A 12,508-nucleotide genomic window follows, 5' to 3' on the forward strand; every position below is an offset into this window, starting at 1 on the left:
GTCATCGGCGGGCACGGGGATTATTGCAACCTCCTTGCAACCCTTGCCGGTCCGGCCGGTGGTACCGCAGGGTGGGGGCATCCCACGCCGTCCCGGAGAGACCGTCATGCCGTCCGACCCGCTGTCAGCACCCTCCAGTGCCCCTCTCGCCGCCACCCCCACGGGCGGCGAAGAGGCAGGCTCCACCGCCGCTCCGGCGGCGGTGGAGGAGGTGCTGACGCTGCGGATCTCGCTGGGCGAGGAAGTGGTCGGTGAGGTGCGGACGCGGTTCCGGTTCGACGCCGAGCGCCCGTACGAGGTGCTGCTGACGTTCCATCTGGGCCGGCCGGACGAGGCCGATTGGGTGTTCTCGCGCGATCTGCTGCGCGACGGCCTGCGCTCGCTGAGCGGCCAGGGCGACGTCAAGCTGTGGCCGGCCTACTGCCCGTGCCACGGCTCGACGTTGCACCTGGCCCTCGAATCACCCCACGGCAGTGCGCTGTTGGAGGTCTCCAAGCCCAGGGTGCAGTCATGGCTGGACCGGACGTACGCGCTGGTGTCGGAGGAGGCCGAGCAGGCCTACGGCCCGACCGACGCCCAGCTGTCCGCGTTGCTGGCCGGCGGTTGATGCCGGGGCGCCGCGGCGACGTCGTCGCCCGGGGTGCGCGGGCCCGGTAACGGGGGAGGCCCCGGCAGCCGCACGGCACCGGAGGCCAGGCCCGCCCGCAGCCGGCGCACGGCCGGCGCGGAGGAGACCGGCAGCAGGTCGTACGGGTCGTCCGGCCCGTCCACGGTGACCAGCACCGACTCGGCGAACCGGTACGGCCGGTGGGCCAGCAGGCCGCCCAGGTAGCGCCGCAGCCGGGACAGCTCGGCACGGACCGTCACCGTCCGGGCCGGGTCGCCGAAGAGCGCGTCGGCGAGCTGCGCCGCGCTGTGCCCGGAGCGCTCGGTGGCGAGCAGCAGCAGCAGTTCGGCGTGGCGCGGGCTGAGCGCGTGCGACCAGCTGCCGGCGGCGCCGCGCACCGACAGTTCGGGGCGGTCCGGCCGGCGCAGGTCGAGCCGGAGCCGGGCCCCCTCGGCCTGCTCGGCGGTCACCGCGGCGGCGCCCTCACCGGCCCGCTCGCCGTCCAGCGGCCGGACCGGCCGGACCAGCCAGCCGTCGGCGAGCGGCTCGATGACGCACTCGCCGAGGCCGGGCAGCCAGTGCACGGCGGCCGAGCTCCAGCCCTCGGCGGGCAGCCGCAGCCGGACGGGCGGCGGCAGGCCGGCCGCGCAGGCGATCCAGCCGGCGGCGTCGACCACCAGGGCCGGGCCGTTCACCCGGGCCAGCAGCGGGGCGGCCAGGGTGCGCAGGTGGTGCAGCGACTCCAGCCGGCGGGCCCGCAGCTCGGTCTCGGCGAGCCGGGCGGCGGTGGCGGTCAGTTGCAGCAGGTACGGCCGGACGCTGCTGGCCGGGCCGCTGAGGTTGATGGCGCCGACCAGCCGTCCGGTGCCCGGGTCGTGCACGGGGGCGGCGACGCAGGTCCAGGAGTGGTGGCTGCGCAGGTAGTGCTCGGCGGAGTGGACCTGCATCGGCCGCTGCGCGCGCAGGGCGGAGGCGATGCCGTTGGTGCCGACGCTCTCCTCGATCCAGCGGGCGCCGGTGAGGAAGCCGATCCGGTCGGCGCTGCGGCGCAGGGTGCGCTCGCCCTCCTGCCAGAGGATGTGGCCCTCGGCGTCGGCGATGGCGAGGATCAGCGGGACGTGATCGGCCGGTTCCAGCAGGGTGTCCCGCAGGACCGGCAGCAGGACGTCGAGGCCGCTGGCGCGACGGCGGTGCTCGATCTCGGCGGGGCCCAGGTGGACGGTGGCGGCGCCGGCGTCCGGGTCCAGGCCGAGGCGGCGCAGGCGGGCCCAGGAGTCGCCGATCTCGGGGCGGGGCGCGGACGGCGGCTGCCCGTGGCCGGCCGGGTCGGCCTCCCGGGTCGGGCCGCGGGTGACCGGCTCGGTCAGGGCGCGGTCGTGGAGCCTGGCCAGCTCCGCCGTGGTCGACGGAGTTCGGGGCTCGGGCCTTCGGGTCTGCCGTCCGGTCTGCCGCACTCGGTTTGCTCCTCGCCGCCGATCGAGGGCGCGTCGGGGCCGACGCGCTGACGAAAGAGTACGGGGGCCGCCCGGTCCTGGGGACGGGGTCTGCCAACTAGGACCGGTGAGCGGTATCAGAGTGGACATGCCAACAAGCTATGGGTCCCCTGCCATCGGAAAACGGCCGGGTGCGCACTCCCGGGCGCGCGTCCCCGGCCGAGGATCAGCGCGGGCCGCCCGCGCCCTGCTGGGCGGCCTCGACGGTGCGGTGGAGATCGGCGCCGGCGTCCAGTGTGGCGGCGGTGGTCAGTGCCAGGCAGGCGGCGAGGGCCAGGGCGGCGGCGCGGCGGCCGGTGCCGGGTGCGGTCGGGCGGGGCCGCAGCAGGGCGGCTACCCGGCGCGGGACCGGGCCGGAGTGCGCGGCCGGGGCCAGCCGGGGCCGGGCCGGACGGGGTGAGCGGCTCGCCGCCAGGGCGGCCCGGCCGACCGCGCGCGCGGTGACGGCACGGTCGCCCACCTGCTCGGCGGCGGCCTCGTCTGCCCAGCGCTCCAGGTGGTAGCCGAGCGGCTCGCGCAGCGGACGCAGCGCCGGGTGGACGGCGGCGGCGTGCTCGGCGAGGCCCAGGAAGAGGTGGTGGCGGGCGGCCAGGTGGGCCCGCTCGTGGGCGAGCAGCGCGGCCCGTTCGGGAGCGGTGAGGGCGCGCAGCATCCCGGTGGTGACCACGATCCGGCCCGGTTCGCCCGGCCGGCCGGGGCGGGCGAGGCGGCCGGGGAGGGCGAAGGCGTCGGCCCGGTCGTCGTCCAGGACGGCCAGCGGGTGCGGTCCGGCGGGGCGGAGCAGGGTGCGGGCCCGGTGCTGGAGGGCGTGGAGGTGGTGCGCGAGGGCGTGCGTACGGCTGGCCCGGCGGGCACCCTGGGTGCGCGCTCGGCGCATGGAGGCGCGCGGGGGGCGCACGTCCGGATGCTGGTCACCGGTTCGCGGTGCGGTCGGGCGCCGCTGCCCGGGGTGGCGGTCCGGGGCAGCGGAACGGGCGGGGGCGTCGGGGCGTGCGGGGTCTGCGGGACCGACGGGACCGACAGGGTCTGCGGGGCCGACGGGGTCGACGGGGTCGACCGCCGCGCGGGCGGTCCGCAGTTCGTTCCGGCGCAGGCGGGCGGTCCGCAGCGTCAGGGCGGCCAGGACGGTCAGTGCCGCTCCGGCCGCGGCGGCCGGAAGGCCCGCGTCGGGCGCGGCGGCGGTCAGCCAGGGCAGCGACAGGTGCCCGAGCGCGGCGACCGCGGGCAGCTGGAGCAGGCCGGCGGCCGTGAGCAGGCCGAGCGAGCAGAGCGTGCCGGCGGCCAGGACGGCGGCGGTGGCGGCCAGCATCCACGCGGCGGCCCGGGGCGGGAGCGCGTCGGCCAGCCGGCGGGCCGGCCGGGCGGCGAGGAAGGGCAGCAGCAGCGGGATCCAGACGGCGAGGATCACGGGGCGACCGGTCCGGCGGCGGTCCGCGGGTCCGCGCCCCCGCCGTCGTCCGCGCCACCGCGGGCGTCACCGCCGAGGAGCTCGCGCAGCAGCCGCTCGTCCTCGGTGGAGAGGTCGGAGACGAAGCGGGCCAGGACGGTGGAGCGGTCCGCCTCCCGCCCCAGCTCGGTGTGCATCCGGCGGGCGGCCAGGCCGGCCGGGTCCTGGACGGTCGGGGTGTAGGCGTAGGCGCGCCCCGCCCGGGTGCGCTCCACCGTGCCCTTGTCGTGCAGCCGGGCGAGGATCGTGGCGACGGTGGTCCGCGCCAGGCCGCCGCCCAGGGCCGTCTGGACGTCCTGCGGCGTCAGCGGTTCGCGTGCGGCCCAGAGGGTGGCCAGCACCTCGGCCTCCAGCTCCCCGGCGGGCCGGCGGGCGGACGGTACGTCGGACATGGCGGCGGTTCCTCCAGGATTCGTCTACAGTCGTGTAGACCGTCTACGCCACTGTAGACGGTCGAGGGCGTGCTGCGCAGAGGTCGCCCTCCAACGTACGGGAGGTCCGCCGACCTTGCTCCAGTCGTCCGCCGCTCCGGCCGTTCACGCCCTCGCCGTGAACCCGCTGGACGCCTCGTCGCTGCTCTCGGCCTTCGGGGCGCTCGGTATCGCCGTCGTGCTCTTCGCCGAGACCGGGCTGCTCGTCGGGTTCTTCCTGCCCGGCGACTCGCTGCTGTTCACCGCCGGCCTGCTCTGCGTCCCGGGGGCCACCGAGGGCCCGCAGCTGGAGCTCTACCAGGTGCTGCCGGCCGCCCTGGCCGGGGCGCTGATCGGTGCCCAGGTCGGCTTCCTGATCGGCCGGCGCGGCGGCCGCGCGCTGTTGCAGCGGTCCGAGCGCAAGAGCCTGCGGCACGGCGTGGAGCGGGCCGAGGAGCTGCTCGCCAGGTACGGGTACGGCAAGGCGATCGTGCTCGGGCGCTTCATCCCGGTGGTCCGGACGGTGCTCAACCCGCTCTGCGGCGTGCTGGAGGTGCCGGTTCGCACCTTCACCCTCTGGCAGGTGGTGGGCGGCGTGGTCTGGACCGTCGGGGTGGTGCTGGCCGGGTACGCGCTCGGCTCGTCGGTGCCCAATATCGACCGGTACCTGCTTCCCATCATCGGTCTGGTAGTAGTTGTCTCCGTGATCCCGATTGTTCTTGAATTGTTCCGGGCCCGGAAGGCCCGGCGTCACGGTGGTGACGCCCGATGACGCCCTCCCGCGCGCTGGCCGTCTACGACGGCAGCGGTATCGACGGCGGTCTCTACAGCCGGGTGGTCGGGTGGGCGGACGCCGCGCCGCACTGGCTCGACCAGGTGATCAAGGTCTGGTCGGCGCTGGGTCTCGGCCTGTTCGCCGTCCTCATGCTGTGGGCGTGGTGGCGGGCGCGCGGGGCCGGCTCGGCCGCGATGGCCCGGGTGCTGGCCTCGCCGCTGGTCGTGATCGTCGCCTACGCCGTCAACTCCGGGTTCAAGGGCGTGGTGGAGGAGGTCCGGCCGTGCGCCCAGCTCGGGGTGCGGGGCACGCTGGAGACCTGCCCGGGCGCCGGTGACTGGTCCTTCCCGAGCAACCACACGGTGATCGCTTTCGCCGCCGCGACGGCGCTCTGGTTCGCCGACCGGCGGCTCGGCGCGGTGGCCGCGGTCGCCGCCGTGCTGATGGGCGCCTCCCGGGTCTGGGTCGGCGTGCACTACCCGCACGACGTGCTGGTCGGCGCGCTGGTCGGCGTCCTGGTGGCGGCCCCGCTCGCCGTGGCCGCCGGCCGGGCCGCGCCGCTGGTCGACCGGGCGCGCGACGGCGCGCTGCGGCCGCTGCTGGGCGCGGGCGCCCTCGCCTCGGCGGCCGGTGGCCGGCCGTCGCTGGAGGCGCAGCGGCGCTGACTTCCGTGACCTGTCCGACCCTTGTGTGGCCGGGGTGGCGGGGAGAGCATGTGAGCCGGGCGTGGGGCCCCTTCGGAGGGGCACCCGCCCGGCTCACTCGTGCCGGGGTGCCGCGGCGCCCCGGCGTGCCCGTGGAGGGAAGTGCCGCCGATGCCGTACCGACTCGACCTCACCCAGGGCGACCGGCCCGCCGAGGAGCTCCGCAAGGGCGTGGAGGGGCTGCTGGCCGAGGCCATGGTGCTGACGCTCGCCACCGCCGGCCACGAGCACGGCCCGCACGCCAACCTGGCCTTCTTCGCCCACGACGACGATCTGGTCCTGTACTTCGTCAGCGAGCGCGCCACCCGGCACAGCCACCACCTCGCCGAGCAGGCCCGGGCGGCGGCCACCGTCTTCCTGCCGCCGCCGGTCTTCGGCGAGCAGCTGCGCGGGATCCAGCTGACCGGCAGTGCGGGGGAGGCGTGGGGGCACCAGGCGGAGGCGGCGCTGGCCGCCTACCGGGGGCGGTTCCCGTCCTTCGCCCGGGAGGCGGACGTCCGGCGGCAGTTCCTGACCGGCGGCGGGGCGGCGGCGCTGTACCGGTTCCAGGTGGAGGAGCTGACGGTGGTGGACGAGCTCCACTTCGGCCGGCGCAACTACCTGCGGGCGACCGTGGTGCGCTGAGCGGCCGGCCGGGTGTGCCCGGCCGGCCCGTCCCGGCCCGCCTGCGCGGACCGGGTTGGCTGTACAACTTTTCGGTCGGTTCACCTGAGCGCCGCTGTTCGGACTCCCCTTGGCCACCTCGCGGCATCAGCCTGGCCGCATGAGAGTCATCGTCGTAGGAGCAGGCGTGCTCGGCAGCATGCACGCCTGGCAGGCCGTGGAACGCGGTCACGAGGTCGTCCACCTGGAGCGCGAGGCCGAGGCGCGCGGCGCCTCCGTGCGCAACTTCGGTCTGGTCTGGGTCAGCGGCCGGGCCGCGGGCGAGGAGCTGGACACCGCGCTGCGGGCCCGCGAGCTGTGGGAGCGGATCGGCGCGAAGGTGCCCGAGCTCGGCTTCCGGGCCAACGGCTCGCTCACCGCGATCCGCACCGAGGCCGAACTCGCCGTCGCCGAGCAGGCGCTGACCCTGCCCGACGCGGCCGCGCGCGGCTACCGGCTGCTCGACGCGGACGAGGCGCGGGCCGCCAACCCGGCGCTGCGCGGCAAGCTGCTCGGCGCGCTGTGGTGCGAGCGGGACGCCGCCGTCGAGCCGCGCACCGCCCAGCCCGCGCTGCGCGCCGCGCTGCTCGCCAGCGGCCGCTACACCTTCCTCCCCGGGCGCGAGGTCCGCGAGGTGATCGGCGAGAACGCCGTCCGCGACGACCACGGCGACGTCCACACCGGTGACCTGGTCATCCTCTGCACCGGCGCCTGGCTGGGCGGCCTGGTGCGCGAGCTGGCGCCCGAGCTGCCCGTCCGCAAGGTGCGGCTGCAGATGATGCAGACCGACCCGCTCGGCGAGGAGCTCACCACCTCGGTCGCCGACGGCGACAGCTTCCGCTACTACCCCGCCTTCGCCGGCGACGCGCTGGAGCGGCTGAAGGCCGCGCAGCCGCAGCCGCCGATCGCCGCCGAGCACAAGATGCAGCTGCTGATGGTCCAACGCAAGGACGGCGGCCTCACCATCGGCGACACCCACGAGTACGACCAGCCGTTCGGCTTCGACGTCGTCGAGGACCCGTACGACCACCTGGTCGGCGTGGCCGAGGAACTGCTCGGCCGGCCGCTGCCCCGGGTGCGCCGCCGCTGGGCCGGGGTGTACGCGCAGTGCGTGGACACCACCCGGGTCGTCCACCGGGAGCGGGTCCGCGACGCCGTCTGGCTGGTCACCGGCCCCGGCGGCCGCGGGATGACCTGCTCGCCGGCCATCGCCGAGACCACCGCCGAACTCACCAATCTGTAGAGGTAGTTGACATGTCGATTGATATCCGTCTCGTTGTGCTCGACATGGCCGGCACCACGGTCGCCGACGACGGCCTGGTCGAGCGGGCCTTCCAGGCCGCCGCCGGCTCGCTCGGCGTCGAGGCCGGCAGCCCCGAGCACGCGCGCATGCTGGAGCACGTCCGGGTCACCATGGGCGAGTCCAAGATCTCCGTCTTCCGCCACCTGTTCGGCGAGGAGGAGAAGGCGCAGACCGCCAACGCCGCCTTCGAGGCCGCCTACCACGACCTCGTCGACGCCGGCCACTGCGCCGCGCTGCCGGGCGCGGCCGAGGCGATCGCCGAACTCCGGGGCCAGGGCCGGAAGGTCGTCCTCACCACCGGCTTCTCCCGGGCCACCCAGGACCGCATCCTGGCCGCGCTCGGGTGGGAGTCGATCGCCGACCTCACCCTCTGCCCGGCCGAGGCCGGCCGCGGCCGCCCGTACCCGGACCTCGCGCTCACCGCCCTGCTGCGCACCGGGACGGACTCGGTCCGGCAGATCGCCGTCGCCGGCGACACCGGCTACGACATGCTGACCGGCACCCGGGCGGGTGCCTCGGTGGTGGCCGGCGTGCTGACCGGCGCCCACGACGAGGCGCGGCTGCGGGCCGACGGGGCGACGCACGTGCTGAAGTCCATCGCCGAGCTGCCCGGCCTGCTCGCACAGGGCTGAGCGGACACCGGCCCCGGCACCCCCGTCGGCGAGGGCGGGGGTGCCGGTCGACCGGGTCGTGGCACCGCACAAAAGCCGTTGCGCCCGGGGCGGTTCGCCCGGGATGCTGACCGGCCGGAGGCGGTGCACATGACCGAGGTGGTACTGAGACTGGCGGTGCGCGATCTGGTGCCCGCCGACCTGGAGTCCTGCGGGTGGTCCGGGTCCGATCTCCACCTCGCCGACGTGGCCGGGCAGTTGGTGCGTGCCGGGCGCGGCGAGGTCGACTACCTCGCGGTCTGCACGCCGGCGGGCCTGCCGGTGGCGAAGGTCGGTGTCGACTACCGGGCCGTCGCGGGCGCCGGCACGATATGGCAGCTGGCCGTCCACCCCGCCTTGCAGTCCTGCGGGATCGGCACGCTGCTCATCGGGGCCGCGGAGCGCCGCATCGGGGGCCGCGGCCTGCGCCGCGCCGAGCTCGCCGTGGAGGAGGACAACCCGCGGGCCCGGGCCCTGTACGAGCGGCTGGGCTACGTCGCCCACGACCGCCGCCCCGACGGGTGGGACGAGCGGGCCCCGGACGGCTCGGTGCGCCGGTACGAGACGATGTGCACCCTGATGCGCAAGGAGCTGCCCCCGGGGCCCGACGGCTCCGGGTGAGCGCCCACGGCCCGGTGAACCTGCGCCCGGGCGCAGGCCGGGTGTTCCGGCGGTGGCGCCCGGAACAGGAAGTCGGACGGGCCGACGTCCCACTCCTCACCGGCCGCTGCCGCCCCGGGGCCCCGACAGGCCCTAGCGGTTCCAGTGCGGGCTGAGGGCGATGGCCTGCAACTGGTCGAACGTCAGCGGGGGCTCCGCGCGGGTGGGGCGGATCGCCGCCGTGACGGGCAGCCGATCGGTGTTGAACGCCGCCACCTCCACCTTGCGGAGGTCCGGGCGGGTCGCCGTGACGATCCACGCGAGGTTCCCGCTCACCAGCGTCACCTTCTCGGCCTTCACCACCGTGCCGTCCGGGAGGACGTCGCAGAAGAACGGCGGCACGGCCTGCTCGCAGGTGAGGCGCGTGCTCGGCGGCGCGTCCGTGAGCTTGACGGCGACGGCGGCCCGGCCGTGCCCGTCGTCGTGGATCACCTGTCCGTCCGCCACGCCGGTCCCGTCGGACGACTCGGTGAGCCGGCCGTCCTCGAAGGAGCCGGTGCTGAGGACCCGGGTGGTCGTGCCCGGCGGCAGGAACGCGGCCAGCTGTGCCGAGACCGGGCCCGTGCGCGGGCCACCGGTGGGCGGGCTCGCCGACGGACTCCGGATCGGGAGCGGGCTCGGCCCGGGCGTCGGGGTGGCGCTCGGCGCCGGGTGCACGGCCGGCGGCGGGGCGGGCTCGGCCCGGGGCGCGAGCCGGACCGCCCCCAGAACGGTGGCCCCGGCCACGGCGGCGGCCACCGCGGCGATCTGGGCCCGGCGGACGAGGCGGAGCCGGCGGCCGCGGGCGGCCGCGCGGAGGACGAGGTCGGAGCGGTGGGGGCCGAACCGGTCGGAGGTCTGCTGCATCGCTTCGTGCAGGGGCCGGCCGGACTGCTGATCGGGGCTCACGGTGCTCTCCTTTCGAGGGGCGGGGGTGCCGGGCTTCGGCTCGATCAGAGGAGTTCGAGGTCGGCGAGCAGGTCGTCACCGAGCACGACCCGGAGCTTCTGCAGGGCCCGCAGACTGCGGGCGCGGACGGCGCCCTGGCCGATCTGCAGCATCCGCGCGGTCTCCTCGACCGGGCGGTCCTCCCAGTACCGCAGCACCAGGACCGCCCGGTCCTTCGGCGCGAGCCGCGCGAGCCCGTCCAGCAGGGTCAGCCGCAGGCCCGGGTCGCCGGTGCCGGCCGCCGGGCCCTCCGGCAGCCGGTCGACCGGGCGCTCGTGGGCGCTGCGCCGGCGCCGGTACGAGACGAAGGTGCGGACCAGCACGGTGTGGGCGTACGCGATCGGCGCCTGAGCGCGGTCGATCCTGCGCCAGGACCGGTACATCTTGGCGAGGGTCTCCTGCACGAGGTCCTCGGCCAGGTACCGGTCGCCGGTGAGCAGGCACGCCGTGCGGAAGAGCTGGTCGCTGCGGGCATGGGCGAACTCCAGGAAGTCCGCGGGTGTGTCCCCCACCGAATGGTCCCTTCTCGAACTGATGTCACCCCAAGCACGCGGCGGGACCGGTCGCGCGTTACGGGATCCCCGGGTTCGCGTCCCGGACGTCCGGCCGCGGCGGGTCGTGTCCGGTGCCCGTGACCTCGCGGTGCCCGCGGGCCGCCGGGTGGGCGCCCGGTGCGGGCGGGCGCCGGCCCGGGCGTCCGGCCGCGGCTCAGCGGGCGCCGAGGAGCGCGGGCAGTTCGCGCATGTCGTGGAAGACGACGGTGCCGGGGCCCGCGAGGCGCTCGGCGGGCGTCAGGCCGCCGGCGTAGCCGAAGGCGCGCATGCCGGCCGCGCGGGCGGCCTCGACACCCGGGCGGCTGTCCTCGACCACCGCGCAGGCGGCCGGGTCCACACCCGAGCGGCGGGCGGCGTGCAGGAAGAGGTCCGGGGCGGGCTTGCCGCGGTCGACCTCGGTGGCGCTGTAGATCCGGCCCGCGAAGTGCTCGTGGAGGCCGGTGCGGCCGAGGGTGTGGCGCATCTTCTCGTGGGAGCCGCTGGAGGCGACGCAGGTCGGCAGGGTGAGGGCGGCCAGGGCCTCGGGGAGCCCGTCGACGGGGGCCAGTCCGGCGTCCACCTCCTCGCGGTGGAGCTGCTCGAAACGCCTCCACCAGAGCGCGGCCGTCGGCTCACCGAGCCGGGCGGTGATCTGCTCGGTGATCGAGGCCTGGGAGCGGCCGATGAAGCGTTCGATCACCTCCGCCTCGGTGAGCGGCCAGCCCAGCTCCGCGCCCAGGGCGGCCTGGACGCGGGCCGCGATGCGTTCGCTGTCGACCAGCACGCCGTCGCAGTCGAATATCACCAGTTCTATCGGCTTGATCATGTCCGCAGGATAGGAGGCGACCCGCCCGCCGGGACACGGCCTCCGGGCTGAGCGGGCATCAGGCGCGGGGTGCGAAGCCGGATTTTGCGGTGTGATCCACGACGATGAGACGCTGTGCCGTGACATCGAACCAGACCAGCCGGCTCATCGGCGCCGTATTCGGACTCGTCTTCGTCCTGGTGAACGCCGGTGCGTTGCCCTCCACCGTCGGGATTCCCCTGCGCCTGCTCGCCATTGCCGCCTTCATGGGGCTGTTCACGGCCCTGCGCCGGGCCGGCGTGGCCCGGACCGGCGGTACCGGGCCGGCGCCGAGCATCTTCGGCCGGGGCTACCGCCTCGTGGTGGCCGCCGAGGTGGTGGCCGCTCTGGCGGGCATCATCGTCGTCAACGACCTGCTGCACGCGCCGAAGGCCGTGGTGGGCTGGTTGACCCTGGTGGTCGGTCTGCACTTCTTCGGCCTCGCCGTCGTCTGGCGGATGCCGGCCGTGCACCGGCTGGCCGCGGCGATGTCCGCCTGCGGCGCGGCCGGTCTGGTCCTGGCGGGCTGCGGGGCCTCTGCCGCCGTCATCGCGGTGGTCGCGGGGATCGTTCCGGGCGCTCTGCTGCTCGGCGCGGTCTGGTCGACGGTCCGGGCCGGGGCCGGGGCCGGGGCCGAGCCGGCGTCCGCGTCCGAGCCCGCGTCCGCGTCCGAGCCCGCGTCCGCGTCCGAGCCCGCGTCCGCGTCCGAGCCCGCGTCCGCGTCCGAGCCCGCGTCCGCGTCCGAGCCCGCGTCCGAGCGGCTCGGTACGCCGGCCTGATCCGCGGCTCCGCCGGGCCGGGGGCCACCCGGAGGACGCCTCGCCGCACCCCGGTCGGGCCGGCCGGCGGCCGCCCACCCGGCGGCGGAGTGGGAAGTCGGACGGGCCGACGTCCCACTCCGCCGGAGGGCCGGGCTCAGTGCAGGGTGCCCGCGTAGCGCTGGGTGAAGCGGGTGCCGGTGGGGGCGGTGACCACGACGTCGTAGCGGGACCGGTCGAGCGGGTAGCCGACGGTGGTGGCGGCCCCGGGGGCGACCCGGACGGTCTGGACGGTGCCCGCGTAGTCGTTGGGCGTCAGGGTGAAGGTGATCGCCGTCCGGCCGGCGTTGGCCAGACGGACGGAGAGCGCCGTGGCGCCCGGGGTGGCGGTCACCACGGGCACGGCGATGTCGTCCTGGTCGGCGCGGACGACGGTGCCGGCGAAGCGGCGGACGAAGCCGTCGGGTCCGTGGACGGTGAAGTCGTAGCGGCCGTCGGTGGCGGCGGCGTCCCAGGTGTAGCTGCGGGTGGCGCCGGGGGCCACGGTGAACGGGGTGCCGGCGAAGGCGTACACGATGTTGGGGTAGACGGTGTAGGGGAAGGCGACCGTGCCGTTGTTGGCCAGGGTGCAGGTGATCAGCCCGGTGACGCGGTCGACGGCGATGTCGGCCCAGGGCTGGTAGGGCAGGTGGCGGTGGGGGCGCTCGCCGGGTTCCTGGACGGGCATCGACTGGGTGCCGGTGGCGGGCAGGGCG

General features: G+C 76.1%; 15 protein-coding genes. 8 read left to right on the plus strand and 7 right to left on the minus strand.

The features are described from left to right. Positions 1-106: 106 nt before the first annotated feature. Positions 107-607 (plus strand): SsgA family sporulation/cell division regulator, encoded by a 501-nt coding sequence (locus ACWDRR_RS19525; protein ID WP_449773426.1) that lies wholly within the window; start codon positions 107-109, stop codon positions 605-607. Here the strand turns inward: ACWDRR_RS19525 and ACWDRR_RS19530 are convergent. The 3 genes from ACWDRR_RS19530 to ACWDRR_RS19540 form a co-directional block, all read right to left on the minus strand. Then, positions 559-2,061 carry a GAF domain-containing protein gene (locus ACWDRR_RS19530; RefSeq protein ID WP_449773427.1) on the minus strand — a complete coding sequence of 501 codons (1,503 nt, stop codon included), beginning with the start codon at positions 2,059-2,061 and terminating at the stop codon, positions 559-561. The two genes, ACWDRR_RS19525 and ACWDRR_RS19530, sit on opposite strands and share 49 nt — an antisense overlap. A gap of 205 nt (positions 2,062-2,266) precedes the next feature. After that, entirely contained in the window at positions 2,267-3,508 is a 1,242-nt protein-coding gene (locus tag ACWDRR_RS19535) for a M56 family metallopeptidase (protein ID WP_449773428.1), read from the minus strand. Continuing rightward, positions 3,505-3,939 (minus strand): BlaI/MecI/CopY family transcriptional regulator, encoded by a 435-nt coding sequence (locus ACWDRR_RS19540; protein WP_449773429.1) that lies wholly within the window; start codon positions 3,937-3,939, stop codon positions 3,505-3,507. The genes ACWDRR_RS19535 and ACWDRR_RS19540 overlap by 4 nt, the downstream gene beginning before the upstream one ends. Before the next feature lie 115 nt (positions 3,940-4,054). Here ACWDRR_RS19540 and ACWDRR_RS19545 point away from each other — a divergent pair, with 115 nt between their 5' ends. The 6 genes from ACWDRR_RS19545 (at position 4,055) to ACWDRR_RS19570 (ending at position 8,652) form a co-directional block, all read left to right on the plus strand. After that, positions 4,055-4,729, plus strand: a complete 675-nt coding sequence (locus tag ACWDRR_RS19545; RefSeq protein ID WP_449773430.1) for a DedA family protein — start codon at positions 4,055-4,057, stop codon at positions 4,727-4,729. Next, positions 4,726-5,397, plus strand: a complete 672-nt coding sequence (locus tag ACWDRR_RS19550) for a phosphatase PAP2 family protein (RefSeq protein ID WP_449773431.1) — start codon at positions 4,726-4,728, stop codon at positions 5,395-5,397. The genes ACWDRR_RS19545 and ACWDRR_RS19550 overlap by 4 nt, the downstream gene beginning before the upstream one ends. Positions 5,398-5,547: 150 nt before the next feature. Further along, entirely contained in the window at positions 5,548-6,060 is a 513-nt protein-coding gene (locus ACWDRR_RS19555) for a pyridoxamine 5'-phosphate oxidase family protein (RefSeq protein WP_449773432.1), read from the plus strand. 139 nt (positions 6,061-6,199) lie between these two features. Beyond that, complete coding sequence (locus ACWDRR_RS19560; protein WP_449773433.1) at positions 6,200-7,321, plus strand: TIGR03364 family FAD-dependent oxidoreductase; 1,122 nt, start codon at positions 6,200-6,202, stop codon at positions 7,319-7,321. Positions 7,322-7,332: 11 nt separating this feature from the next. Next, entirely contained in the window at positions 7,333-8,013 is a 681-nt protein-coding gene (locus tag ACWDRR_RS19565) for a phosphonatase-like hydrolase (RefSeq protein WP_449773434.1), read from the plus strand. Between the two features lie 129 nt (positions 8,014-8,142). Further along, a complete protein-coding gene (locus ACWDRR_RS19570; protein ID WP_449773435.1) occupies positions 8,143-8,652 on the plus strand; it encodes a GNAT family N-acetyltransferase in 510 nt (169 codons plus the stop codon). A gap of 132 nt (positions 8,653-8,784) precedes the next feature. Here ACWDRR_RS19570 and ACWDRR_RS19575 read toward each other — a convergent pair whose 3' ends face one another. The 3 genes from ACWDRR_RS19575 to ACWDRR_RS19585 all read right to left on the minus strand — a co-directional run bounded on the left by ACWDRR_RS19575 (position 8,785) and on the right by ACWDRR_RS19585 (position 10,977). After that, a complete protein-coding gene (locus ACWDRR_RS19575; RefSeq protein WP_449773436.1) occupies positions 8,785-9,579 on the minus strand; it encodes a hypothetical protein in 795 nt (264 codons plus the stop codon). A 44-nt stretch (positions 9,580-9,623) separates the two neighbouring features. Further along, complete coding sequence (locus ACWDRR_RS19580; RefSeq protein WP_449773437.1) at positions 9,624-10,130, minus strand: SigE family RNA polymerase sigma factor; 507 nt, start codon at positions 10,128-10,130, stop codon at positions 9,624-9,626. Positions 10,131-10,326: 196 nt separating this feature from the next. Then, a complete protein-coding gene (locus ACWDRR_RS19585) occupies positions 10,327-10,977 on the minus strand; it encodes an HAD family hydrolase (RefSeq protein WP_449773438.1) in 651 nt (216 codons plus the stop codon). A gap of 119 nt (positions 10,978-11,096) precedes the next feature. On the opposite strand from ACWDRR_RS19585, the gene ACWDRR_RS19590 reads away from it, so the two are divergent. Then, positions 11,097-11,774, plus strand: a complete 678-nt coding sequence (locus ACWDRR_RS19590) for a hypothetical protein (protein WP_449773439.1) — start codon at positions 11,097-11,099, stop codon at positions 11,772-11,774. A gap of 136 nt (positions 11,775-11,910) precedes the next feature. Here the strand turns inward: ACWDRR_RS19590 and ACWDRR_RS19595 are convergent. Beyond that, a partial coding sequence (locus ACWDRR_RS19595; RefSeq protein WP_449773440.1) for a phospholipase domain-containing protein occupies positions 11,911-12,508 on the minus strand: 598 nt, incomplete at its 5' end.

It is taken from the genome of Kitasatospora sp. NPDC003701, assembly GCF_053587085.1.

What these genes read in the sequence shown, in the direction of transcription:
- ACWDRR_RS19525 (WP_449773426.1), top strand. Translation starts at nt 107, where the DNA reads ATGCCGTCCGACCCGCTGTCAGCACCCTCCAGTGCCCCTCTCGCCGCC.
- ACWDRR_RS19570 (WP_449773435.1), top strand. Translation starts at nt 8,143, where the DNA reads ATGACCGAGGTGGTACTGAGACTGGCGGTGCGCGATCTGGTGCCCGCC.
- ACWDRR_RS19540 (WP_449773429.1), bottom strand. Translation starts at nt 3,939, where the DNA reads ATGTCCGACGTACCGTCCGCCCGCCGGCCCGCCGGGGAGCTGGAGGCC.
- ACWDRR_RS19560 (WP_449773433.1), top strand. Translation starts at nt 6,200, where the DNA reads ATGAGAGTCATCGTCGTAGGAGCAGGCGTGCTCGGCAGCATGCACGCC.
- ACWDRR_RS19550 (WP_449773431.1), top strand. Translation starts at nt 4,726, where the DNA reads ATGACGCCCTCCCGCGCGCTGGCCGTCTACGACGGCAGCGGTATCGAC.
- ACWDRR_RS19565 (WP_449773434.1), top strand. Translation starts at nt 7,333, where the DNA reads ATGTCGATTGATATCCGTCTCGTTGTGCTCGACATGGCCGGCACCACG.
- ACWDRR_RS19555 (WP_449773432.1), top strand. Translation starts at nt 5,548, where the DNA reads ATGCCGTACCGACTCGACCTCACCCAGGGCGACCGGCCCGCCGAGGAG.
- ACWDRR_RS19585 (WP_449773438.1), bottom strand. Translation starts at nt 10,977, where the DNA reads ATGATCAAGCCGATAGAACTGGTGATATTCGACTGCGACGGCGTGCTG.